Origin of the sequence: Siphonobacter sp. SORGH_AS_0500 (genome assembly GCF_002838835.1) — a bacterium.
Classification (GTDB): Bacteria; Bacteroidota; Bacteroidia; order Cytophagales; family Spirosomataceae; genus Siphonobacter.
Map to the genome: position 1 here is coordinate 219,847 of NZ_NHPP01000009.1, position 24,508 is coordinate 244,354.

Annotated in this window: 22 protein-coding genes and 2 pseudogenes; 13 read left to right on the top strand and 11 right to left on the bottom strand. The window is 43.9% G+C overall.

Translation table 11 applies throughout. The annotated features are described in order from the left end of the window. Positions 1 to 87: 87 nt before the first annotated feature. A complete protein-coding gene (locus BWI96_RS22910; protein ID WP_106637047.1) occupies positions 88 to 378 on the top strand; it encodes an outer membrane beta-barrel protein in 291 nt (96 codons plus the stop codon). Between the two features lie 17 nt (positions 379 to 395). Continuing rightward, on the top strand, positions 396 to 734 hold the full coding sequence (locus tag BWI96_RS22915; protein WP_157830359.1) for an outer membrane beta-barrel protein: 339 nt from the start codon (positions 396 to 398) through the stop codon (positions 732 to 734). A 79-nt stretch (positions 735 to 813) separates the two neighbouring features. Here BWI96_RS22915 and BWI96_RS12980 read toward each other — a convergent pair whose 3' ends face one another. Beyond that, positions 814 to 2,157, bottom strand: a complete 1,344-nt coding sequence (locus BWI96_RS12980) for a S41 family peptidase (RefSeq protein WP_106637049.1) — start codon at positions 2,155 to 2,157, stop codon at positions 814 to 816. A 151-nt stretch (positions 2,158 to 2,308) separates the two neighbouring features. Continuing rightward, the gene (locus BWI96_RS12985; protein ID WP_106637050.1) at positions 2,309 to 3,610 is read right to left on the bottom strand and encodes a DUF349 domain-containing protein; all 1,302 of its coding nucleotides are present in this window, start codon (positions 3,608 to 3,610) and stop codon (positions 2,309 to 2,311) included. Between the two features lie 86 nt (positions 3,611 to 3,696). Between BWI96_RS12985 and ettA the strand changes: the two are divergent. Continuing rightward, positions 3,697 to 5,363, top strand: a pseudogene (gene ettA / locus BWI96_RS12990) (energy-dependent translational throttle protein EttA). 47 nt (positions 5,364 to 5,410) lie between these two features. On the opposite strand, the gene BWI96_RS12995 reads toward ettA, so the two are convergent. The 3 genes from BWI96_RS12995 to BWI96_RS13005 all read right to left on the bottom strand — a co-directional run bounded on the left by BWI96_RS12995 (position 5,411) and on the right by BWI96_RS13005 (position 9,059). Beyond that, the gene (locus tag BWI96_RS12995; protein WP_106637051.1) at positions 5,411 to 5,827 is read right to left on the bottom strand and encodes a hypothetical protein; all 417 of its coding nucleotides are present in this window, start codon (positions 5,825 to 5,827) and stop codon (positions 5,411 to 5,413) included. Between the two features lie 47 nt (positions 5,828 to 5,874). Beyond that, positions 5,875 to 6,330: a hypothetical protein gene (locus tag BWI96_RS13000; RefSeq protein ID WP_106637052.1), complete on the bottom strand. Its 456-nt coding sequence runs from the start codon at positions 6,328 to 6,330 to the stop codon at positions 5,875 to 5,877. 560 nt (positions 6,331 to 6,890) lie between these two features. Then, a complete protein-coding gene (locus tag BWI96_RS13005) occupies positions 6,891 to 9,059 on the bottom strand; it encodes a tetratricopeptide repeat protein (RefSeq protein WP_106637053.1) in 2,169 nt (722 codons plus the stop codon). A 106-nt stretch (positions 9,060 to 9,165) separates the two neighbouring features. Between BWI96_RS13005 and BWI96_RS13010 the strand changes: the two genes are divergently transcribed. The 5 genes and pseudogenes from BWI96_RS13010 (at position 9,166) to atpH (ending at position 12,503) form a co-directional block, all read left to right on the top strand. Further along, positions 9,166 to 9,375, top strand: a complete 210-nt coding sequence (locus BWI96_RS13010; protein WP_106637054.1) for an AtpZ/AtpI family protein — start codon at positions 9,166 to 9,168, stop codon at positions 9,373 to 9,375. A gap of 465 nt (positions 9,376 to 9,840) precedes the next feature. Then, positions 9,841 to 10,905: a F0F1 ATP synthase subunit A gene (gene atpB / locus BWI96_RS13020; RefSeq protein WP_106637056.1), complete on the top strand. Its 1,065-nt coding sequence runs from the start codon at positions 9,841 to 9,843 to the stop codon at positions 10,903 to 10,905. A gap of 82 nt (positions 10,906 to 10,987) precedes the next feature. Then, a complete protein-coding gene (gene atpE, locus BWI96_RS13025; RefSeq protein ID WP_106637057.1) occupies positions 10,988 to 11,245 on the top strand; it encodes an ATP synthase F0 subunit C in 258 nt (85 codons plus the stop codon). A 169-nt stretch (positions 11,246 to 11,414) separates the two neighbouring features. Then, on the top strand, positions 11,415 to 11,909 hold the full coding sequence (gene atpF, locus BWI96_RS13030) for a F0F1 ATP synthase subunit B (RefSeq protein ID WP_106637058.1): 495 nt from the start codon (positions 11,415 to 11,417) through the stop codon (positions 11,907 to 11,909). Positions 11,910 to 11,964: 55 nt separating this feature from the next. Then, positions 11,965 to 12,503 (top strand): annotated as a pseudogene (gene atpH / locus BWI96_RS13035) (ATP synthase F1 subunit delta). A 91-nt stretch (positions 12,504 to 12,594) separates the two neighbouring features. Here the strand turns inward: atpH and BWI96_RS13040 are convergent. Both BWI96_RS13040 and BWI96_RS13045 read right to left on the bottom strand, forming a co-directional pair. Beyond that, complete coding sequence (locus BWI96_RS13040) at positions 12,595 to 13,041, bottom strand: GreA/GreB family elongation factor (protein WP_106637059.1); 447 nt, start codon at positions 13,039 to 13,041, stop codon at positions 12,595 to 12,597. Positions 13,042 to 13,111: 70 nt separating this feature from the next. After that, a complete protein-coding gene (locus BWI96_RS13045) occupies positions 13,112 to 14,869 on the bottom strand; it encodes a phospho-sugar mutase (RefSeq protein ID WP_106637060.1) in 1,758 nt (585 codons plus the stop codon). Between the two features lie 412 nt (positions 14,870 to 15,281). Here BWI96_RS13045 and BWI96_RS13050 point away from each other — a divergent pair, with 412 nt between their 5' ends. Continuing rightward, positions 15,282 to 16,235 (top strand): hypothetical protein, encoded by a 954-nt coding sequence (locus tag BWI96_RS13050; RefSeq protein ID WP_106637061.1) that lies wholly within the window; start codon positions 15,282 to 15,284, stop codon positions 16,233 to 16,235. 100 nt (positions 16,236 to 16,335) lie between these two features. On the opposite strand, the gene BWI96_RS22425 is transcribed toward BWI96_RS13050, so the two are convergent. From BWI96_RS22425 to BWI96_RS13065, 4 genes are all read right to left on the bottom strand, one after another. Then, a complete protein-coding gene (locus BWI96_RS22425) occupies positions 16,336 to 17,382 on the bottom strand; it encodes a hypothetical protein (protein WP_232793712.1) in 1,047 nt (348 codons plus the stop codon). Between the two features lie 17 nt (positions 17,383 to 17,399). Beyond that, a complete protein-coding gene (locus BWI96_RS22430) occupies positions 17,400 to 18,056 on the bottom strand; it encodes a hypothetical protein (RefSeq protein WP_232793713.1) in 657 nt (218 codons plus the stop codon). A 196-nt stretch (positions 18,057 to 18,252) separates the two neighbouring features. Beyond that, complete coding sequence (locus tag BWI96_RS13060) at positions 18,253 to 18,879, bottom strand: T9SS type A sorting domain-containing protein (protein WP_106637062.1); 627 nt, start codon at positions 18,877 to 18,879, stop codon at positions 18,253 to 18,255. Between the two features lie 177 nt (positions 18,880 to 19,056). Continuing rightward, entirely contained in the window at positions 19,057 to 20,670 is a 1,614-nt protein-coding gene (locus tag BWI96_RS13065) for an OstA-like protein (protein ID WP_157830360.1), read from the bottom strand. Positions 20,671 to 20,699: 29 nt separating this feature from the next. Between BWI96_RS13065 and tilS the strand changes: the two genes are divergently transcribed. The 4 genes from tilS (at position 20,700) to BWI96_RS13085 (ending at position 24,361) form a co-directional block, all read left to right on the top strand. Next, a complete protein-coding gene (gene tilS / locus BWI96_RS13070; RefSeq protein ID WP_106637064.1) occupies positions 20,700 to 22,025 on the top strand; it encodes a tRNA lysidine(34) synthetase TilS in 1,326 nt (441 codons plus the stop codon). Between the two features lie 98 nt (positions 22,026 to 22,123). Beyond that, positions 22,124 to 23,308, top strand: a complete 1,185-nt coding sequence (locus BWI96_RS13075; RefSeq protein WP_106637065.1) for an aldose epimerase family protein — start codon at positions 22,124 to 22,126, stop codon at positions 23,306 to 23,308. 110 nt (positions 23,309 to 23,418) lie between these two features. Continuing rightward, positions 23,419 to 23,781: a hypothetical protein gene (locus BWI96_RS13080; protein WP_106637066.1), complete on the top strand. Its 363-nt coding sequence runs from the start codon at positions 23,419 to 23,421 to the stop codon at positions 23,779 to 23,781. Continuing rightward, the gene (locus tag BWI96_RS13085) at positions 23,747 to 24,361 is read left to right on the top strand and encodes an NAD(P)-dependent oxidoreductase (RefSeq protein ID WP_157830361.1); all 615 of its coding nucleotides are present in this window, start codon (positions 23,747 to 23,749) and stop codon (positions 24,359 to 24,361) included. Before BWI96_RS13080 ends, BWI96_RS13085 begins: the two co-directional genes overlap by 35 nt. Positions 24,362 to 24,508 lie beyond the last annotated feature (147 nt).

The window sequence follows — 24,508 nt, forward strand, 5'->3', positions numbered from 1 at the left end:
AATTCTTTAAATATTCAAAACTAAAGCACTTTTGAATCACCAAACAGAACATTGTCATCGATTCAAGCGGGTATTTCCCTATAAGCCATGAAAAAATTACTCTTCACTTCAGCCTTTGTTTTCTCTATCATTTTTGCCCAGGCTCAGGCCAATCGTTACCATCCCAGTAAGCAGTATTATTCCAGCACGGACCCAAGTGAAGTTCGCTTTGGACTCAAAGCAGGGGTTAACCTAGCAAACGTCATTGTGTCGCCCCGCCCGGGTAACCTCATCAGTGGACGGACTGATTTTCATGCGGGGTTATTCGTGGAAGTGCCCATTAGCGAAAAGGTCAGTTTTCAGCCCGAACTTCTGTATTCCCGTCAGGCTTTCGCCTAATTAATGGATTCGGCAATGTGTCACTAAATACCATTAGTGTCCCTTTGTTAGCTAAAATTCACATGACACCTAACGTGTCGCTGGTGGTAGGACCGCAGGTAAGTTATCTGGCCAATGCCCGTATCGGACTTAATAACTGGTTTGCCTTTAATTATAACAATGCTTTTCAGAAAGTGGGCGTAGATGCGGTAGCAGGGCTTGAATTTGAAGCTGGCGATTTTGTCATTGGAGGGCGTTATAATTACGGTTTAAATAACGTCAACAAAGACTTTACCTTACTTGATCGATTTTCTCTGAATAACCTTTTGCAGGTTCGTAACTCAACGGTACAGCTTTCGGTAGGTTATAAGTTTTAATAGACATTTCCCCCATTTAATCATTAAGGTGAAAGAAAAAACCTCCGGACGCTGTCTGGAGGTTTTTTTGTGGAATTACTTATAATGACTTTTTAGGTAAAGTCAACAAGACGCCCGGTAGATTAAGCTCGGTTTGCAGGCGTTCGTTATACCTATCAAAATTGGCAATCCGACCACTTGAAGTCGGGAATTGTCCCGTGGTTAAGTACGTTACCGCGTCTTTGATGCACCTTTCCTGTGGGTCACCCCAGTTATGACTCACGTCATCGGCCTGTTCACGATCTACCGTCAAGCCATCGTAATAATCACCATAATTGTTTGCATTTACCTGCTTCACTGCCAGTGGGAATGCGTAATAATCCATAGTGGGAAGACCATAATACCCCGCCGGTTTTCCGTACGTCGTTCCTCCTACCAGCTTTACCGTCATGTAAGGCTTTAATGCATTGATTAGTAATTCACTAGCAGATGCCGTATTATTCGTGGTAATAAAAACTACCTTGCTCAAATTCAGATTAGAGGCAGGCAGCGTACTTTCAAAATTAACCGTTTTGTTCCAGCTTGCGTACTTGGAGTTATGCGTGTCCTTATACATTAACTTGCCCGCGGCGGTGCTGGGAGCAATGAGGTTCGCAATCTTTACTGCTAGATTTACGTAACCCCCGCCGTTGTAACGTTCATCGAAAATGAGTTCGGTTACCTGATTGCTTTTTAAATAACTAAAGGCTTCATCCAGATCGGCGGAAGCTGTTGACCCTAAAAAGCTATTAAAAGCGATGTAACCAATCTTTTTACCATTCTGCTCAATTACACTGCGGGTTAATACCGGATTGGTTTGATAACTCCCACTGGTAAGATTTAAGGTCGTTGACGAGCCGTCGAGCTTTTTGAAAGCTACTGAAATCGAAGCCTTAGCTAATTCTGTGTTCAGGGCGTCTACGTTCGCCGTAGTAGCAGCCACGTTATTGATAGACACGACCTGCCAGCCCCGTTGTACGCCCTGTTTACCCGCACTTGAGTTAGCGTATACGTACGCAATACGCAGGTCGTTCGCAGCAGCAAATCGAAACCCTACACCGATATCGCCCTCAGTTCCTGAGGCAACATTATCCCAGTCGGATTTAAGAATGGCAAAACTCCAGCGATCCAGATTCGTGCCTTTCGTACCAAGCGGACTGTACGTTCGAACCTTCTTCATTACATCCTGAGGGGTGGCATAACTCGTCGGATTGAAGCTAGTTAGAGAAGGTAGTTTATCCGACCACAGGTAAAGTTCCTGAGAGAGGAAATACACACTGTCCCGAACATCTGCCGTTTTAGTAGTAGGGGTTGGCGTTGGCGTAATTGCTTTCTCATCTTTTTTACAGGAAGCAGCCAGCAAAACGACGGTTAAATAAATTAGAAAATGGTGAAAAATTTTCATTTCAATATTTTGATTTTGGCAAGGATTGTATTTGATTCAATTGATAACCTAAAATACTACGAAATATTTTATTACTAGTTTTCTTTTTTATTGGTCAATAAAAAAGCCAGACTACGAATAGTCTGGCTTCTAAAACTAAAAAATTAAAAGCTTATAAAACGGTTTCCAGATCACGTTTGAACTCAACGAGTAACATTTCTTTCACGGCCACTTTCCGTTTTTGAGTATTTACTTTTTGGAAGAGAACTTTATCTGCCGCGACGTAGGCTCGAATCCGACCGTCAAATTCCAGGTATTGTTCCAGATCACCTTTTTCCTTACGTACCAGATATTCCATCTGATAAATCTGGATTTTGAGTTGATCGCGTTTGGGTTTTTCATCAAAATCGGGGTAACGATACCCAATTACCCGACGCAGATAATTTAACTCAAACACTTTATCACAGGCCAGACGGAACTTCTCGGCTACGTTACGATCCAGCGTTTTTACTTTAGGAGCTAAATCTTTCCACTTCACCAGTAACTCTTTGGCCCGATCGGCTGCTCTGGCGATAACGTCCTGATGAACTGAAGCAGTCAGCGTTTCTGCTTCTGCGGCAATGGCTTGTAACTCCGCCAGACGGGGGTCTACGCGAGGACGGGGCGTAATGCCTTTAATAGCGTTATAACGATCAAAGAAAATGGTAGTGGCCTTCTTAAAGCGTTTCCATAATTTGCTTTGACGTTTGGGAGGAACGGGACCAACCGTTTTCCATTCATTTTGAAGTTGACGAACCCGACCAAAGGCTTCATCAAACTCCGTGCTTCGCATCAGTTTTTCGGATTCCGCAACGATAGCTTCAAGTTTATCGAAACGTTCGTCGATGATGCGATTCTGTTCGGCATAATATTCACGGCGACGCTGGAAGAAATCATCAGAAATCCGATCAAAGCCTCCTTCGATCTCATCGAGGTATTCTTTGTCAACGGGGCCTGTTTTCAGCCATTTCGTTTTAATTTCCTGAATTTTATCCGTGGCTTCATTCCAGTCAGGAATAGCCGTAGCGGCCTGCTGAACTTCCTCCAGCAAGGCTCGTTTGATTTCCAGGTTCTTTACCTGATTGGACGAAATAAGCTCGCGAAGATAGCCTTCCAGCTTTTCCAACATGGCCAACAAAGGAGGGAAATCACCCAGGCCATCAAACTCAATGAGATTTTTTCTCAGTTGCAGCAGTTTTGTTAAGTAAGAACCCTTGTTTTGGGCCTCCTGAACATCCTGATGTAGTTGAATAACCTTCTGTTGAGCGAGTTGAAAGCGAGTTCTAAAGTACTCTAAAGCTTCTTCTTCCGTATTACGCACATAACCGATCTCGCGATCTGCGTAACCATTGTAGCCTTTGAGATAAACTTTTCCTTCTTTTGTGTAACCGTGGGTATCTTCGACGTAGCGGTTGGGTGTGATCGTGGTCTCCATGGGTTTTTGAGGGCTGAGACTGGACAAATGGTTCTGAACGCCTACTTTTGCCAGTGCTGGTATTCAAGCAACAAATAAAACAAAAAATGAGTAACGAAACCATAATCTTTTCGATGTCTCGGGTGAGTAAAGTAATTCCACCCAGCCGAACGATCATCAAAAACATTTCTCTTTCCTTTTTTACGGGGCAAAAATCGGAATTCTAGGGTTAAATGGTTCTGGTAAATCTACCTTAATGCGAATCATTGCCGGCATTGATAAAAGTTACCAGGGTGACGTGGTTTTTTCACCCGGATACTCCGTGGGCATGCTGGAACAGGAGCCCCAACTGGACCCCGAAAAAACCGTTCGTGAGGTCGTAGAAGAAGGCGTCGCTGAGGTTGTAAACTTACTCAAAGAATTTGATGCTATCAATGAGGCTTTCGGAGAACCTGATGCTGATTTTGATAAACTGTTAGCTCGTCAGGGAGAAGTTCAGGAAAAACTGGACGCTCTGGACGCCTGGGAGCTGGATACACGTCTGGAACGGGCCATGGACGCTCTGCGTTGCCCACCCGAAGATGCTAAAATTGCGAACCTTTCTGGTGGGGAACGTCGCCGGGTAGCTCTGTGCCGTCTGCTACTCCAACAGCCTGACGTTCTGTTACTTGATGAGCCAACCAACCACCTGGATGCAGAGTCGGTACTCTGGCTGGAAGAACACTTACGTCTTTATAAAGGAACCGTCATTGCCGTTACCCACGACCGTTACTTCCTGGATAACGTAGCGGGCTGGATTCTGGAGCTGGATCGCGGCGAAGGCATCCCCTGGAAGGGCAATTACACGTCCTGGCTGGAGCAAAAACAAAACCGCTTGGCTCAGGAAGAGAAGCAGGAGTCCAAACGCCAGAAAACCCTGCAACGCGAGCTTGACTGGGTACGCATGGCTCCCAAGGCTCGTCAGGCTAAATCCAAAGCCCGTCTGGGTGCTTACGAACGTCTGTTAAATGAGGACATAAAAGAGCGGGAAGAGAAGTTGGAAATCTTCATCCCGGCGGGTCCGCGTCTGGGAAGTAAGGTCATTGAGATAGAAAATGTTTCAAAAGCTTACGGCGATAAGATTCTTTTCGAAAATCTGACATTTTCTTTACCTCCGGCTGGTATTGTTGGCGTCATTGGACCCAACGGTGCGGGTAAATCTACCCTTTTCAAGTTATTAACGAATAACGAAAAGCCCGATACAGGGTCGGTAGAAGTGGGTGAAACCGTTCAACTGGCTTACGTAGATCAGTTACACGACAGCTTAAAAGCCGACAAATCCGTTTACGAAACCATCTCGGGCGGCAATGACCCCATGCTGATTGGTGGAAAAATGGTGAATGCCCGGGCTTACGTCAGCCGCTTTAACTTTAGTGGTTCGGATCAGGAAAAGAAAATTTCGAATCTTTCCGGTGGCGAGCGTAACCGCGTTCACCTGGCCATGATGCTTAAGGAAGGTTCTAACCTGCTCCTGTTGGATGAGCCAACCAACGACCTGGACATTAACACGCTCCGGGCACTGGAAGAAGGTCTGGAAAACTTCGCGGGTTGTGCCGTAATTATTTCCCACGACCGCTGGTTCCTTGACCGGATTGCTACACACATTCTGGCTTTTGAAGGGGATTCACAGGTATACTGGTTTGAAGGTAACTTCAGTGAATACGAAGAAAACCGCCGCAAACGTCTGGGTACGGATGCTACACCTAAGCGGATTAAGTATAAAAAACTGATGTAATGATAGATTAAATGAGGAATACGCCTAGGCGTATTCCTCTCATTTCTTCAGGGCTTGTGATATTGTAGCTGAATTCTTAAGGCTAAAATTCCTACATACGCGGCTACAGGGCCTACTAAAACTAGCCAAGTTAAAGCCGTAAAACAGGCGAAACTTTTCGTAAAAACTACCATATATAAAACATACAGCACAGGAAACCCCAAAGCCCACATAACTCTCTTTTTGGTTAAAGCTCCTATTTTTACTAATGAAATTTGGATTCCAATCATTGCCAGATATAAGAAGGTTTCCAAAAGAATTTCGGGCCATTTTTTAGAAAAATACGACACCAGGTAATATAAAGGAAATCCTGTTTCATTATACCACAACGGATAATAGGCCATTTCTCCATAACAATTAAATACCTGACAAAGCAGTGCACATAGTAATTGCATCCACGTTAAAAAGTAATCTACATTTTCCATATTTATCCCCTATTATTTAGCTTTTCAAACCTGCATTTAGCCTATAATCATAACATTATCCAAAATCTAGTACCGCCTTTATCTATGGTTATAAAAGATAGAATCTTTTTGTCTTTTATTAAAAGATTTAGCAACGTCTCATTATTTGATTTAACGCAGAAAACTCTTTCATTATGTTTTTGCTTATGCAATAGGTTTTGCTCTTCCTTAGGTAATTTTTCGTAAGGGACATATTGAAACGTACGCAGGTCTTTGGGAGCTATCTTTTGATGAACACTTTCTAATACCATTCCTATAAGTTCTTTCCTTTTTATTTGAATGCTGTCATCTTCTTTTTTAGTGCCGTTGCTAAAGTAAGCTTCTAAAATTTCTTGCTTATTAAAATTTGCTTCGTGAATAGCTTTAACAAAGGACACAGCCATTTCTCTTTCGTTTCTAGCGATTGGTTTCGTATCAACAGCCATTATTCCCCATAGAAGCGGCACGAACAGTAAAGTTTTCATTTCAGAAATGATTCAATAGTTAATACTAATTCCTGCCTTGAATAAGGCACTATCATTTTCTTGCTAATAGCACGCAATCCTTCCCTATTTTGATGATGAGCTTCCCTGAAAGCCTCTGATTGTTACCTAATAAAACCAAAGTAGCTCTCTAAAGAAGGACTTAAATAGTCCTGAGAAATGTAAATAATCCAGCCGTTAAACGCTTGTTTTCTTACTCAGATTCATCTTATCCTGAATTGATACGGTATAGACCGTTCTTCGTATGTTTCAGATTACCAACAAACCATTATCCGCTTCGCTAACAGAAGTAGATTAATCTAAAGCGTCTAATAGTTCAATGGACAGCCGATAAGATAGGCCAAAAAATAGAGTAAGCACAGAAGATAAGGAGGCATAACGCTCATAGGTAGAACTGTTTTGTTTACAAAAACAAAACTCTATTCTCAGAACAAGCCATCCTTTTACAAATGTTAAAAAATCAATAGAGAAGCATACCTTTTAGGTAAATCCTTATCACGAAGCAACGTCGAGATGATGCCAGTAATCTATTGTAACATATCTTATTTACCTTTAGCAGCCGTTAACATCTCTTTCGCCATATTAACCAAGTTACTCGAAGGATAATTATCAATGAAAACCGTCAGAGCTTTTCGATAGGCCTCGGCATTCTCGGTTTTAGCTACCAGCATAGTTTTCAACAGAGCAAATTTATCTTCGAGTGCATTGCCGGCATATTGCTTTAATCCCTGCTCGGTCTGCGTGAGAGCATTGGTATATTCTCCCTTCTGATACGCTTCGTAAGCTTGGGCGTATAGGTTCTGAGCGGCGGCTTCTGCTCCGGCTGTCAGGGGCGTTAAGCTGCTGCGATTGATGAGTCTGACGTAATAGGATTCAGGAAACTTCTGGAACAAGCGGTTTTTGAATTCATTCTGGCGGGGTGTCCCTTCGCTAGCCAGATAAGATAAATACAGGGTTTCGGCTTCGTATTGCGTAGCTGGAAAAAGGGCTAGTAATTTTTCAAACGTGGCAATGGCTTTGTCGTTTTCTCCCAACCCAAGTCGGTAAATTTTTCCTAATTCATAATACGCGTACTCCTGCTTTTTCTTCGATTCTATCAACGCATCCGGCCCAAACGGAATCGTCTTCTTGAGCGTTTCTACTTCCTGTTGCAGCGGAGAAAGCTTTACCTCCGTCACATTACCTGACCCAGACTGAGTACTGTTGGCATTGCGGGCCGCAGCCACCGCTTCGGGGTTTAAAGACGTTTCCTTGGTTGCCCTTCGCCAGTTATCCTCCAGCGTACGCGTCCCCCACTTTTCCTGAAATTCCTGCCGACCGCGTTGTACCGAAGCTGGATTATAGAAATACCAGGCATTCGACGCCTGCACATTATCCGGCTGCATACCCGAAGAAGCCAGAATCTGTTCCTGCTGAGCCCGGGCAGCTTTTTCTTCGGCGATCTGTTTTTCGCGGGCTTCTTTCTCTTTTTTCTGCTTTACGTACGTTTCCAGATATTTATCCAACTGAGTCGGATTCATAGCCGCCAATCGCTGTAAACTATCTTCGGTTTTTATGACTTTCCAATGCTCTACAAAAGCGTCAAGCACTTTCTTTTTCTCCGTGATTTGAGCCAGGTTAGGCAGGCTCCGCGGATTCAATGCAATTGTACTGTCATAATACATTTTAGCTGCTTCGTATTCCTGCAAAGGCTCATAGCTCAAATCCGCAATTCGCAGATAAATAGCAGAAAGCTGCTCGGGTCGCTCTGTGGCTCTGGAGGCGGCCTGCTTGTAAAAAGGCAAAGCCTCGCGAATGCGACCCCGGCGTTCTTCAAATGAGCCCATAGCGAAGTAAATCTGATCTTGTAAATCAGCATTCTTACGATCTTTAAGCATTTTGTTAAAGCTTACTTTGGGATCGGTATTGGGTTCATTGAGCAACGCGTTCAGGCGGGCATAAAAAGAAAGATCATAGTTCGGACGGCTTCTCTGAACCGAAGCGTATTTCTCGAGAGCTTTTTCGGGCTTAGACGTTAATTCGTAAAGTTGTCCGAGAGCGTAATACACCCGGGCTTTCTTTTCGTTTTTCTTCATTAACGGAAGGCTTTCTTCCAAAATGGCCGCTGCAATGGCGTATTCCCCATTAAGCTCATGCAGGTAAGCTTTCGTTAAGTAATACGTCAGGGTTTGTTCCTTGGATAAGGGTAAATTACGCACTACCTCAGCCACTCGCAGAGCCGAGCGGTATTCATCCTGCTCGGTATAGGCTCGCATCAATCCAATCAAAGCATCCGGTCGGGCATTCGACTCGGGATAATTCGTATTAACGTACTTAAAGGTTTCGATGGCATTTTTAAAATCTCCCTGAAGCAGGCGGGCTTTCCCCAGCAACACGTAGGCATCAGGCAAATATTTAGCATTCTGGTGACGCTCGGCTACCAGAGAAGACTTTTTAATAATTGCCGCTAAATCTTTTTCTACCTGTTTGGTTTCCATCGAATCGATGGGCATTAACACAGGTAATAGAATGGCATAGTTATCCTGACGATTAGCAAAAAGCGTTTTTTCGGCTTCTCCCATTATTTCCCGAGCCTGCAATAAGGCATTATACTTGGAAGTAACATTATGGAAAGCCACATTTGCCGGAGCCGTTGAGTGTTGCGTGCAGCCAAACAGACCAGTCAGAAGAAAAAGGGCAATAAAAGAATATCGATACAAGGGAGTTGGCATGGAAATAATTACATCGATTCTAAAACGTAGGGGCTGGCTTATTTTTTATGCCAAGTTCGTAAATTCTTACCAAATATGAATTCAAAACCTTTTTACCTTAACACCTATGGCAGGCCAGGATCCCCAATCTAATCCCTACATTCGCTACACGGGTATTGCTATGCAGATGCTGGTTACCATCGGCGTAGGCGTGTTTTTAGGCCTTAAACTCGACGAGTGGATGGAAACCAAAACACCTTGGTTTACCATTGGCTGTTCGTTATTTTTCATTATGGCCGCTCTAATTTCTTTGATCCGTAGTTTACCTAAAACCTAGCACGCAGGCAGGTTCCCCTGCATCTACGTCCTTATTTCGTTCCTACCTTTACAGCCTGATCTATTAAGAATAGCTGATATGTGGCGGTTAATTATCCCTATCATTCTCGTAGGAATTGTATTTTTTCTAGCTCCAGTGCTAGGCCTCCAGTCTTGGATTCATCCGCAAAGCTGGGAAATGTTAGCCTTCTTTGGGGGCCTCGGATTTTTAAACCATCGGCTGGTGGAAAGGGGCATGGCCCAAAACGGCGACAAGTTCGTTACTTTTTACATGGCGAGCATGGTTTTACGGCTTGTATTGAGTTTTGTATTCCTGATAGTCTACTTTTTTCTAGGCACGCTTGCTATCAAGCACTTCATAATTCAATTTTTTGTACTCTATTTATTTTTCACAGGTTTTGAAATTGCCGGAGTGTATAGTAACTTGCGGCACTTTTCGGAGAAAAAGCCCTGAAATCCAGACGTGATGAGCCGCAATCGTTCGTATAAAGCACTTGCTATCAGTATTCTAACTCTAGTATTTTCCGTTTTTAGCTCGCCAGCTACTTTTGCTCAACATGAGCACGAAGGGCATGCGGAAGCCACCCATAGCCATGGAGAAGCGGAAGAATTTAATCCTGGTCAAACTATTCTTCATCACGTAGCCGATGAACACCAGTGGCATTTAGCAACTATTGGCGAATCGCACCTGGCTATTCCTCTACCTGTGATCCTGTATACGCCAACCCGGGGGGTTCATGTATACTCTTCAAAGGAATTCTATCACGGGTCAGGTGAGCATGATGGATTTACTTTACACCACGAACATTTCACATCAGAGGATGGATCTACCGTTTATGATTTTTCCATTACCAAGAACGTAGCTTCTCTGATCATTAGTGTCATTCTTTTAATTACAATTTTCTTTGCCGTTCGCAATGGTTACGCGAAACGTCAGGGTAAAGCTCCCAAAGGAATTCAGTCTGCGATGGAGCCTTTCGTCATCTTTATTCGTGACGAAGTAGCTAAGAATTATATTGGTGAAAAACATTACCGCCGCTTCCTTCCTTACCTGCTGACGGTATTCTTCTTCATCTGGATTAACAACCTGCTTGGCCTGCTTCCAGGAGCAGCTAACGTAACAGGTAACATCGCCGTTACGTTGACCCTCGCCGTTTTAACGTTCATCATTGTGAACTTCAACGGTCGCAAAACCTACTGGACGCACATTTTTGCCATGCCTGGTGTACCCAAATGGATGCTTATTGTGATGACTCCCGTAGAGATCGTGGGTATGATGATGAAGCCTTTCTCATTGATGGTTCGTCTTTTTGCCAACGTTACGGCAGGTCACATTATCCTGTTGAGCTTACTGAGCTTGATCTTTATTTTCAAGTCAGCTGCTTTAAGTGTGATTGTAGGTCCTTTCACCGTGTTTATGACGATGATCGAGCTTTTAGTAGCCGTACTTCAGGCCTACATCTTCACCGTGTTAACCGCTAGTTACATCGGAGCTGCCGTGGAAGAACACCACCACGACGATCATCATTAATCTTTGAATTTGTACCCGAGGGCTGATTTGGCCTGAGGCATTTTATACATTTTTTGTTTCACTCTTATAATTACAAACAGTCATGTTGACTATTCTCTTACAAGCTGCTCAAGAAGGTGGACTTTCATTAGCTTACTTAGGTGCTGCTATCGGTGCTGGTCTGGTTGCTATTGGAGCAGGTCTGGGTATCGGTCGTATCGGTGGTACGGCTATGGAAGCAATCGCTCGTCAGCCAGAAGCTTCTGGTAAAGTTCAGGGTGCGATGTTGATCGTAGCTGCCTTCGTGGAAGCCGTTGCTCTGTTCGGTGCAGTAATCTGTCTGCTTGTTGCCGTAAAATAAGTTACGCTTCAAGTACGAACGTACGTAGAGTTATTAGGTATCAGGTCTGGCTTGCATTAGGTGACCAGACCTGGTATCAATCTTAGTGAAACAAGAAAGAGAATATTAAAACGCAGGGTTAGTATTAACCTGGTTTTCAATTTCCAACACCCAAATAGTTCCCACTAACATGGACTTAATTACCCCAAGTCTTGGTCTTATTTTCTGGCAGTTAGTATTCTTTCTGCTGTTAGTATTTGTACTGGGTAAGTACGCCTGGAGACCTATTTTATCAAGTCTGAGTGAGCGTGAAAAATCAATCGAGGATGCTATCGAATTAGCAAAAAACACTCGTAATGAAATGGCTCAGCTTAAGGCTGACAACGATAGAGCCAAAGCAGATGCTTTGATTGAGCGGGATGCCATCCTCAAACAAGCTCGTCAAACGGCAGAAAAAATGATCGCGACTGCTAAAAACGAAGCCGCTCAGGAAGCCAAAGCTGAAATTGAGAAAGCTCGTAAAGCATTCCGTGAAGAACAGGCTGCTGCCGTTTCTAAGCTGAAAAATGAAACAGCTAAAATTGCCGTTGAAATTGCTGAGAAAGTACTTCGTCGTGAATTATCCGACAAAAATGCTCAGGAAGCTTTAGTAAACGATTGGCTCCAAGACGCAAAACTGAACTAATTCCGCACGGCGAAAACGAGCTCCAATGCTTGTGTTCGCAAATATGCATCCCACTATGTCTGAACAAAGCGTAGCGTTTCGATATGCAAAGTCATTGATCGGGCTTGCTCAGGAAAAAGCAGTACTGGATACGGTTTATAACGATATGCAGTTGTTTGCAGAAACCTGCCAGCAAAACCGTTCGCTTGCTCTTACGCTGAAAAGCCCTATCGTTAAGCACTGGAAGAAACTGGAAATCCTAAAAGCCCTGTTCGAAGCACGGGTGAATCCGATTACTTTCAGCATTTTTGAAATTATTACTAAGAAAAACCGTGAAGCCCTGCTGCCTGCGGTTGCCAAAGAATTTAATCGGCAATACCAGCAGCTCAAAGGCATCGAGGAGCCCATATTACGACGGCTTCTGCCCTGACTGAAACGCAACGTAGCGAATTTAAAGCAATGATTGCCAAACAGACGGGTAAGAGTATCGAGCTGTCGGAGACCGTAGACCCTCAACTCATCGGGGGTTATTTACTGCGGGTAGGAGATAATCAGATTGATAATTCCATTAAGAGTCGTCTGAACTATTTGAAAGTTCAGTTCGCTCAAGATTAGTTTAGTATAGAGTATCCCTTTTATTTCTGATTTTTTACCTGTTTGCATACAGTTAGAAAAAACCCACCAGATTGGCGGGTTTTTTTTGTGCCTAACTTACACTGGTAATTTGATAGGTTTTCCGATTAAAGAAAAAGGTATCTCCTACTCGTTTGTGAAGTAACTGATTTCCAATGGGAGATCCGGGTGAGATCACGAATACTTTAGTCTCCTCTATCTCCAAAGCTCCTATACTAATGGCAATGAAAAACCATTCGTCATTAGCCTGAATCAAAGCTCCCAATTCTCCTTTCTGGCAGGGCATGGCTAACTCCTTGCGTTCGAGTTGTAAACGCTCCTGACGCAGTAACTCGTATTGCTGAGCGTATCGATCGCGTTCGTTTTGAGCCATGGCCCGGCCCGTTTCGTATTTATCGCCCGCAGAGCTTTTACTCTCTTCATTGGCCGAAGCCTGAGCCGCCTGCATGGCGTTCCAGGCGATGCTTACTTTTTCGTCAATGATAGCTTTGAGTCGCTCCAGCAAAAATTCTTTAGTCATACATTCATTCATAAAAGAAGGGCTGATGAACACTCACCAGCCCTTGTGCTAAGATAAAATCGGAAGCCGATTATTTCAAGCCCAGATCTTCCTGAATCTGTTTTACTTTCGCTTTTAAGGCATCGTAAGTAGCGTTGAAATCTTCTGCCTTCTCCAAAGGAGCATTTACCGATACGTAGAATTTAATTTTAGGTTCGGTGCCTGAAGGACGAGCGGATACCTTCGAACCATCCGCCAGAATCAGTTGAATTACGTTCGACTTCTCAATACCCATCTCGGCAGGAATCGACGTTTGCTGACCCGTTGCCACATCTTTGGAAACCAGATTTTGGTAATCCAGAATCGTGACGGGCTTCGAACCGGCTACTTCCGCAGGTGGGTTATTACGCATGTCGCTCATCATTCGCTGAATCTCTTCAGCTCCTTCTTTGCCTTTTTTCGTCAGTGAAATCAGTCCTTCGTAATAGAAACCGTTTTCCATGTACATTTCTGTAAGCATATCAAACAGACTCTGGCCGTTATCTTTGGCGTAGGCCGTTAGCTCCGCAATCATGGCACAAGAGGCAATCGCATCTTTGTCGCGAACAGCGTCACCAATCAGATAACCATAACTTTCTTCTCCACCACCAATGAACTGCTCTTTACCTTCCAGATCGCGAATAACACCCGCAATGTATTTGAAGCCTGTGAGGGTATTGTAACAATTTACCCCGTAACTATCACACATTTTATCGATCAGATCCGTCGTTACAATGGTTTTGGCGACGAATTCTTTTCCGGTTAATTTACCAGCTTCCTTCCAGGCTCTCAACAGATAGAAGATAATCAGACTGGCCATCTGGTTACCGTTTAAAAGCTGCCATTCGCCATCGGCATTCTTTACGGCAGAACCCACGCGGTCGGCATCTGGGTCTGTTGCCATTACTAAATCTGCATCAATTTCTTTGGCCTGATTCATCGCCAGCGTCATCGCCTCGGTTTCTTCCGGGTTCGGGTAAACTACCGTTGGGAAGTTACCATCGGGCGTAGCCTGTTTTTCAACGATGGTTACATTGGTAAAGCCAATTTTCTCCAGAGCTTTTGGTACCAGCGTAATTCCCGTTCCGTGAATTGGAGTGTAGACAATTTTCAGGTCTTTCTGACGCTCAATAACCGCGGGATTAACCACGTTCTTGGTAATCACCTGCTCCAGGTATTTGGCATCTACCTCTTCGCCAATGCTTTCAATCAGCTCAGGGTTTCCTTCAAAGTTGATGTCATCAATTGACTGAATGGCATTTACTTCGGTAATGATATTTTTATCGTGTGGAGCTACTACCTGAGCTCCATCGTTCCAGTAAGCTTTATAACCGTTGTATTCTTTAGGGTTATGCGAAGCGGTGATCACTACGCCACTCTGACAACCCAGCAGACGAATTGTGAAGGAAAGCTCAGGAGTAGGACGCAGTTCACTAAACAGATATACCTTGATACCATTGGCAGAGAAAATGTCAGCCGCTACTTGAGCAAATTCGGGTGACATGTTGCGGCTATCGTGAGCGATGGCCACTTTAATCTCCTGATTGGGAAAGCTTTTCTTTAAATAATTGGCCAGACCCTGCGTAGCAGCTCCTACTGTATAGCGGTTCATGCGATTAGAACCTACGCCGATTAATCCGCGAAGACCGCCCGTACCAAACTCCAGCTCTTTATAGAAAGCATCGGTCAATTCTGTGTCATTTCCCTCATCAATCAGCTTTTGAACAGCTGACTTTGTTGTTTCATCATAATTTCCTGAAACCCAATTTTGTACTTTCTGGCGGATAATTGCGTCGAGACCGGTTGACATAATATGTTATGAATTGTTAGTAAATATTAGATTGAAGCTATGATTTTATAAAAAGGTCTGCAATTATAAGAAGTGGATTCAAATGACAAACCATTCCTTGCCTTTTATTCCATTTTTATATCTTTTCTTAAGTTTTGGCTCAAATCCAGGAAAAGTGAATTTGAACATTTTATCTAAAAAATTTAAAACTTATAAATCCACACATCCTTAAAATCTCGTTAATATGATTTGAGAACCAATTACAAATCAACCCCTTACCATAACTAAGGACGGCCTGAAAATGTTAAGTGAATTTTTCATTCAGCCAGGGCCAGTTCGTAACCGGATCATTAACTCAATTCTAATTATTATTCTTCTTTAGTGGTAACTCACTTTCTTGTGTAACCCTTTATCCAGTTAATAATTGATTATTATGGAAACTACGAATCAAAACAAACAATCAAGTGGAATTTGGGGAGCTGCGTTTGCAGTAATGCTTGCCATCTCTGGTGTACTAGGCTTCTTGCTCTTCCAAGAAAAATCGGAAACGGATAAGCAATCCACTGAAATCAGTGTGAAAGCCCGGGACTTAGCTATTACCCACAGCCGACTCGACTCGATTTCTCGGGAGTTAGACGCCAAAATTGCTCAGGTTCAGCAATTAGGTGGTAACATCGAAGAGCTGCAAAAGTTAAAAGCACAATTAGAAGCGGATAAATCTTCTTTGTTGAAGTCTAAAAATGTATCCATTGCCAAGTACACTAAGAAAATTAAAGAATACGAAGCTATCCTGACCCAGAAAGACGAAGAAATTGCTCGTTTACAAGAAGAAAATGGTCAGTTGAATACGCAGAACCAACAGTTAACCCAGGAAAACACAACGATCCGTACCGACTTGGACAATACGCGTCGTTCCTATAGTGACTCGGTAAGTAATTTGCGTACTTCTAACCAGGAACTGGCTGATAAAGTAACCATTGGTTCAGCTCTCCGTGCGGAAGGCGTTCGGGTACTGGCTGTAAATAAAAGAGGTAAAACGCGTGAAAACGATGACAACGAGTATAAAGGCAGAAGAGTAGATAAAATCAAAGTAGCCTTTACGCTGGCTCCTAACCCTTTAACGAAAGAAGAATCGAAAGACATCATGCTTCGCGTGGTTGATCCTCAGGGTGCCGTATTATCAGATACCGAAACGGGTTCAGGCATCTTCTCTTTCCAGGGTCGTGACATGCAATACACCTATAAGCAGTCCGTGCAGTTCAACAATAACCGTCCTCAGGTAGAAATGCTGTACACTCGCGGTCAAGAGTACAAAAAAGGTAAATATAACGTAGAACTTTACGCCGAAGGGTTCAAAATTGGCCAGGGCGAGTTCGTAGTACGTTAATAGAATAAAGACTAGTTTAGTTAAGTAATTATCATAGCTGTAATAAAAAGAACCGCTCCTATTAGGGCGGTTCTTTTTTTGCTGTATTAATGAATGAATTTTATTGATAGGCAATGACTTCTGGAACAGAATCGCCCGTAATAAAGCGGGTAACTTCCAGAGCATTTTCCCGGCAAGCGGCAATGAGCGGATGCAAAGGTTCAGTAAGAGAAGCATTCAAATCCACGATACCGGGCTTAGCCATATAGGCTGCATTGATTACTAACTCGCCCAACTCTGGGTGCTTATACACCAACAGAGGTCGCCATTCGGCTGAGGCCGTCAGGACATTGTAAAGTTTTTTAGCAATTTCATAGGATTCATCCGTCGCTTCAAAGGCTATTAATTTTGTGGGTCGACTGGCTAAATGAGCCGTACGATCCTTGATAAGAGCATCGAGTTTGGCTAATTCTTTGCGGTAAATACCAGTGAACTTACCCGTGCGAATGCGTTCGCGTAAGGAGAATCGAATGAAATAGGTCAGCGAGTCCGTTACATTCAAGCCAATTTCTGCCATTTGTTTGAAAATAAACGAAGACGGTGACATGCCAGGTAAGGTATTAGGATCGTGCAAAAGCACTTCTCCCTCCGGGCTTAAGAACCCATCAATGCGGGCACAGGCTCCGAAAGCAAACAAACGGAACGTTTCTTTTACGTACGCGTGGACTTTTTCGTTATTCTCTAAGCTCGTACGGATTGGAATTCCTTTACGAACTACTGAGGTTATATACTTGGTTTTAAAGTCAAAAACAATGTCCTCATCATCTTTGATGACTTCGGAAGGAGGTAAAGCCAGCGGTTTTCCGTCAAAGTCCTGAATAACCCCACAACTAAATTCCTGGCCTTTCACGAAGCTTTCGAATAAGACGGCATCTTCCGAATGAATCGAACTGAGCTGAACGGGTTCGTATTGCTCGGCGAAACGGGTATCTAATTCTTCCCAAAGCTCAGCAGGGTGCTTACAAAGTTTTTCTTCGTTGATAAACAAAGGAAAAGCAATTCCCTCATCCAGATTAGTGATTTGCTGTAATAACGCTCCTTTTTCTTCGTAAGAAAGCGTCACCCATTCCTGAGGGGTAATCGTTTTCTGGAAGAAGCTTTGAAGCACACCCGCTTCAAATGCCTTTATATCGTCGGTTTTAACGAAGGATACCCCAATGGATGAGCCTGATGGGGAGCTTTACAAACAAAAGGTAATCCTACCTGAGCTTTTACCTGTTCGAATAATACTTCTTTATCAAAGCGATCCCATTCGCTTTTACTCAACGAAAAGAGGCGTTTAGGCAAACCGACCGTTCGTTGAATGAGCTCGTTCTGAGCGATTTTATCAATACCAATGCCCGATCCCATAAGGCCAGAACCGTAATAAGGAATACCGTACCATTCCAGTAAACCCTGAATGGCTCCATCTTCCAGTTGCGGGCCGTGCACCGCCAGAAAAGCAAAGTCAAAATAGGCCTTAAACTCATGGGGTAACAGACGCTTACCCACGCTGGCAATCATCGCCTCTTCCTGATCAGGACTTAAGCTCAGCGACTCTTCGTAGACCCGGAAAGGATATTTGTCTGAAGAAACAAAGGCCTGAGGAGGGTAAAAATCGCGGATGGACGCCGATTCCATGTACGCCGGATCGATCAGGATAAAGTTACCACGTCCGTCAATAAAGACGGGGATAGGTTCAAAGAGGTAGCGATCCAGACCCGTATAAGTCGTTTTACCTCCCAGAAAAGAAATCTCCCGTTCACGAGCCGGGCCGCCGAAGAATATACCAACTTTAAACAAGAGCGTAAGCTTTTAAATATGTATAAAACCAAAACCGTCCTTTGACTTTCGAATTTACAGTGCACAGCATAGATTGTCACGAGCTTACCGATGATATTCTTATAAATACCATAAAATATCCCCCATACGCAAAATCCCGAAGTAATGCTATTGAGCATACTTCGGGATTTTGTCGTATAGGCAGACTAAAGGAAATCTATTGATGCCTAACCAGTAACTTCTTTGTAATTAGGGTTTTACCCTCTAAGGACAATTGATAAAAGTAAATATTGTTGGGTAAATGACTGGTTGAAATGCGTTGTTTACGCTCGCCAGGTTCTAATACCACCCCTCCCATTTGCATGCCTAGGGGGCTATACAGCGTAATTTTTGCTTCTCCTGCATTAGCTGCTACGGCATATTCTACTTCGATATGATCGTTCGCAGGATTGGGATAAGGGTTGGAAACGCTGATTTTATCGTTAACAAACAGTTTCTCTGACGAAGAAGATTCGTCAAAATCGCGGGAGCTTTCAGAAGCGACAACCGCCAGCGGAGCCAGGGGTTGTTCCGTTTTAGAAGAACCGTTAGACTTAGGTCGATTCCGTAAAAGCGTCCGGTAATACTCATTGACAGCCGTCGAGCGATTTGGTCTTACTTCGCGGGCAATTTCTGCCTTTGGGTAAAAATAAGGATTAATCTGCGTCGAGGCGGTCGTTGATTTTGCTTTAGGCTTAATATCTAATCGACTGCGTTTAGGCTCTCCCTGGGCATAGGTGCTAATCGGATTCCCTAACAGGAAAACGATTAAAAGTCCGTACAGAAAGAGTAAAGTGTGTTTCATAAATCATCTAAACTACTAAAGCTACCAAATGCCTAAGCAAATGTAGCTATATTATATTGATAGCCAAGTTTTTAACATGTATTAACAAAAGTAACCTTAGGCATTACTACTTGTTTTGAAATCGTTTGCAGAAAAAGATATACCAAAGCTTTTCTGTGAACAATTCCCCAAATTTTCTCATTTTTTCGTCGAAGCCGTCGTCGGTACTTTCTTCGTACTCACAGGATTAGCAGGCGGAGTAACCGTTTTTTTAACCCGTTTAACCATGTCTCGGGTCGGTCGATCTTTCTCTCGCCAGTTAAAACCATCCAGCTCCCGGTTCTCACTGGTTACTTCTTTTGGGGGATGTAAAACCCCATCTGGCGTTCCCAGGAAAGCGATGCGTTTAACCTGTCCTTCTTTAAAATGTAATCGCATCCGCCCTGATTGGACATAATTCATGCCAATGGGTTTATTATCATCTTTCTTGGCGAAGTAAATACTTTCTCCGTTCCCCTCCACCAGCGTATGATCGAGCTCCGATTTGGCATTAAAATAAGCCGTTATTCGCCTGCCTTTTACCTGATTAAATTGCATCAGCGTATCTCGGGCAATGATAAAAGCCCGGCGTTTGAGATACATCGTCCGCATCTTATTATCCACCAGTCTCACCAGAATGGTATCAGCTTCCGACTGATTCTGACCATTCCAGAGAATGGGCTTCTTAAAGAAAGAAATCAGTGAATCCGCCATATTATAAATCAATGAATCACATTTGGCCTGCAAATCCCGCCTGAATACCAAGACATTTCGATCCGCAATCAAACGACGAGTCGTGTCTTTTACACCCCTGATTTCCTGTGAAATCAAGGTATCCGCCGAGAGTAACAACGTGTCCTTGGAAAAGAATTTACGCAATAGAGCTTCTCCGTACACCCGAGAAATGCCCGTTTTGCCAAAATACCTTCCGATTTGCCCCGTCAAAATCGCACTATCTTTTTTAGCAATCATTACCACGTTTCCCCGGGCAATCCCGATCTGAGTAATCGGATCGTAAAACAGACTGTCTCCGGTGAGTTCGTTATTAGGCATTCGCACCGTTGAACGCCCCCTAAAATTCGATATTCGTGTATTTAAGTTATAAGAACCCGAACTCGTAAAAAGGGTATCGTTTTCCGCCTGCGATTTTTTCTTTTTTGAAATAATCTTCGTCGGAGCAATGAAATAGGCATCTTTGGAAAGGGTACTGTACCTTAGAGAATCAGCAAACAGGTCCGTTTCAGGACTAATCATCTTTACGTTTTTCTTAAAGAGTGACAGCTTCGTCAACGTATTGTAATAACCTTCCTTACTCGTCAGCGTACTGGTTTTATCCACCAGCGTACCGCCCGTATTATAACTGGCAATGCGGGTGTTCATGTCATAATCCAGCTTGCGGGTTTTTAGCGTAGCCGTTTTATCGTTGAGCGTAACGACACGCCCCAGCATTTTCGATTGACGGGTATTACCAAAATACATGGCCGTATCTCCGGTAAGGGTCAAACTGTCCCCCTGAATAATTCTTACATTTCCGTAGGCTTCTACTACATTAATGAGATCGTTCTTCTTAGCTAGATTACAAAGCAAAACGATATTACCCTGCCGCATCCGCACATTGCCACGTAGAAAGGTGTTCCCCGCCGTCTGATCCACCCATAGTGTATCCGAATAATCGACGTCAACAATTTTTCCTGTTGGAGCAGGGTTTTGAGCGGCTCCTAAAAAAGGAAGACCGAGTAATAAGCCGAGAATATATATTTGCCAGTATTTCATTGCTTTGGCAAAATTAACTATTCCGATCCGTGCTGACTGATTTTTTAGCATTCATTAACGAGAGAAAACTTTTTTCATCAACCCACCGCCTGTTAGTGGCCGTGAGTGGTGGACTCGATTCGGTGGTGCTAACAAAACTGCTCCAGCAAGCCGGCTTCTCTTTTGCCATCGCCCACGTTAATTTTCAATTACGAGGTCAGGAATCTTTCCGAGATGAGTTTTTTGTACAAACATTGGCCGAATCGTATCAGGTTCCTTTGTATATCGAACGTTTTGATACTAAAACTATCGCCCTACAAAGCGGACTTTCCACGCAGCTCACCGCCCGAAATCTCCGGTATGACTGGTTTGAGAAAATTCGTGTCAAAGAACATTTTGATTGGATTCTCACGGCTCACCATTTGAATGATTCGCTCGAAACCCTACTGATGAATCTAACTCGTGGGACGGGGCTTTCCGGCATTCGCGGGATTCCCGAAAAAAATGGGTTTATCACCCGTCCGCTTCTAGGCTTTAATCGCACTCAGTTACATCAATATGCACAGGAACAGAGCTTAAGTTGGGTGGAAGATTCCAGTAATGAAAAAGATGACTATCAGCGAAATCAGCTTCGTCACCATGTCATTCCGCTACTGGAAAAGCTTAATCCTAGTTTGACCCAAACCCTTCGGCATACGCTGGATCGTTTGCAGGCAGCCGAGCGTTTCATTGATCAACAACTAGGTGCGTTTAAACAAAACGTCACCCAAAATTCCGTTATTCCTTTTACAGCCCTTGAAGCTTTTCCAGAACCTTTGTTGGTTCTCAGCGAAACGCTCAAGGCGTATCATTTTACGTATCAGCAGAGTAAAGCCATTTACGAAAACCGCTTTGCTCAGCCCGGAAAGCGGTATAGCTCCCCCTCTCACTTACTAGTACTGGACCGTCAGCAATGGATTCTTCAGTCCAATTCAGACCGGGCCTTGCACAGCTACGAAATCAGTACGGTTCCTTTTTCTATGAATACCCCATTTTTCAGCCTGACGTTGCAATGGGTTGAAAATTTTTCTTTTTCCTCAGATGCCCACGTCGTATTTCTGGATGCATCTCTGCTCGATTTTCCGTTACAATTGCGTTTATGGCAATCAGGAGATTGGTTTTGTCCGCTGGGAATGAAGGGTAAAAAGCAGAAAATCAGCGATTTTTTAATTAATCAAAAAGTATCAGTGCTGGAAAAAGAAAGCCTGTATCTTCTTGAATCAAAGGGTAATATCGTCTGGGTAACGGGCAAACGCCTCGACGACCGTTATAAAATTACTGAAAACACTACGCAGATTTTACGGGTTGAATTACGACCAATTTCGTCTATCCATTAATCTTCACTGCTTTGAGGTAGTGGACATTTCCGGCAAGTGTATAGATTTGTCAGGGCAAAAGCTCTAAGCCATAGGCCGTACTCTTAAACCTTACTCTCATGTCTTTATCATTTCTCAAAACCGGAGGACTCGCTCTGACTCTGGGCCTGGCCATAGCTTCCTGCCAGTCCTCCAGCGAAAAATCTGCTCAATCTCAAGAAGATTCCACCATGACCTCCCAAACTTCAACTATTACCAAAGCTCCTTTCGGAACACTCGAAGGCCAGGCCGTTGATTTATACACGCTCACCAACAGTAAGGGCATGATCGTGAAAATCACTAACTACGGTGGAATCATTACCGAGTTACACACGCCCGACAAAGACGGCCATTTCGATGACATTGTGCTTGGATTTGATTCGTTAGCCGGTTACCGTCAGGATGTTCCTTACTTCGGAGCTTTGATTGGCCGTTTCGGCAACCGTATTGCTAAGGGCACCTTTAATCTGGAAGGAAAAACCTACAAACTGCCCATCAACAATGGCCCCAACTCCCTGCACGGTGGCAAGGTAGGTTTTGATAAAAAGGTCTGGACGGCAGAAGAAGTAAAAACGGATTCGACCGTAGGTCTGAAACTCAACTTGGTGAGCCCCGACGGCGATCAAGGTTACCCCGGAACGCTCCATGTAACGGTTACGTACACCCTAACCAACGACAATGCCCTTCGGATTGATTATGAAGCGACAACAGATAAGTCTACGGTGATTAACCTAACCAATCACACCTACTTTAACCTGACAGGCGGAAAACGCGATATTCTCGATCACGAAGTGGAGTTGAAAGCGAGTAAGATTGTTCCTGTGGATGCTACGCTTATTCCAACGGGTAAGCTTCAGGATGTGAAAGGTACTCCCTTTGATTTCACCAGCTCGACGGTCATTGGCAAGCGTATTAATGACACTAAAGACGAGCAGATTAAAAATGGCGGCGGTTATGACCACTGCTGGGTATTCGACCAATCTGGTACTGGTCTGATCTCGCAAGGTTCTGCTTACGAACCAACGACGGGCCGTACCATCGAGTTATTAACCACCGAACCCGCTGTACAGTTTTATAGTGGTAACTTCCTCGACGGTAAACTGACGGGGAAAGGCAACACCAACTATAAAAAACGCTGGGGCTTCTGTCTGGAAACAGAGCATTACCCTGATTCCCCTAATCAGCCGTCATTTCCTTCAACGGTATTGAAACCCGGTCAGACCTACAAATCGACTACGGAATATCGTTTCTCGGTTAAAAAATAAATCGTTTAATCTGGCAGGAGCCGGCTTGGAAAGGAAATCTTTTCGGGCCGGCTCTGCTGTTTGGTTTAGAATTTTTAGACCTTTTCGGGCATACAAACCAGAGCATACTCATGAATGTATACGTACAAACGCCCTTAGGCAATTCCGAAAAAGAATACTTTACCAGCAAACTTCCCGAGTCCGTTCAGGCAGTTTTTGAATCCGACTTATCCGAATCTACCCGTCGGGAAAACGTCGAGAAGGCGGATATCATTTTTGGTAATGTACCGGCAGAGTGGCTCGAAAACGCCAAAAATCTTCGCTGGGTGCAGTTACATTCCGTTGGATTTGATAAATACCAGGATTTAAAAACCAAGGCCACGTTAACGAACATGAAAGGCTTTTATGCCCAACCCTGTGCCGAAACGGCGGTGGGCGGAATCTTGGCTTTTACCGAAAATGGACGTTTTCGGCATTCTTCGCAGTCAGAATAAATGGGTGGGGCAATCCATGCGATGCGAGATGAGCTTACTGCGAAAGAAAAAAGTGCTCATCATCGGCACGGGCAGTATTGGACAAGCCTGTAAGAAAATTCTCAGCGGTTTTGATTGCCCCATCGACTTTTTTGGTCGCAGTAGTCCCGAAGCCCGTTTTCGTACCCCAGAAGAGCTCATAAACGGCATTCAGGAGTTTGACGTGATCATTAATACCCTGCCTGGGACGGAAGAAACCCGCAAATTTGTATCAGCTGAGATGATTAGCCGTTTGAACGGTAATGCCGTATTTGCTAACGTAGGCCGGGGTACTACCGTCGACGAAGAAGCTCTCACTCATGCCTTACTGAACGGGGATATCGCCGGAGCCGTACTGGACGTAACCCAGGAAGAACCCCTTCCCGAAAAACATCCGCTCTGGGATTGTCCCAACGTTATTCTTTCCCAGCATTCCGGCGGTGGTTACCGCGAGGAATTCCAGGATTTATCAGATATTTTTCTGGAAACCTGGATCGTTTTCTGGCTAACCAGCCGCTGGAAAACATCATTGATCCGAAAAAAGGGTATTAGGTGGATTTGACGCTGTTTGAAAAGGTTAATAAGGGTTGAGAGGTTTGATTTCGTTTCGCACGTGGACGGAACTTGAAACGTCTCCAACCTTTTCAATGATCAAACTCCTTTCAAACCACCTCAAACACGAATCAAACCCTTTCATAACGAGACTTTT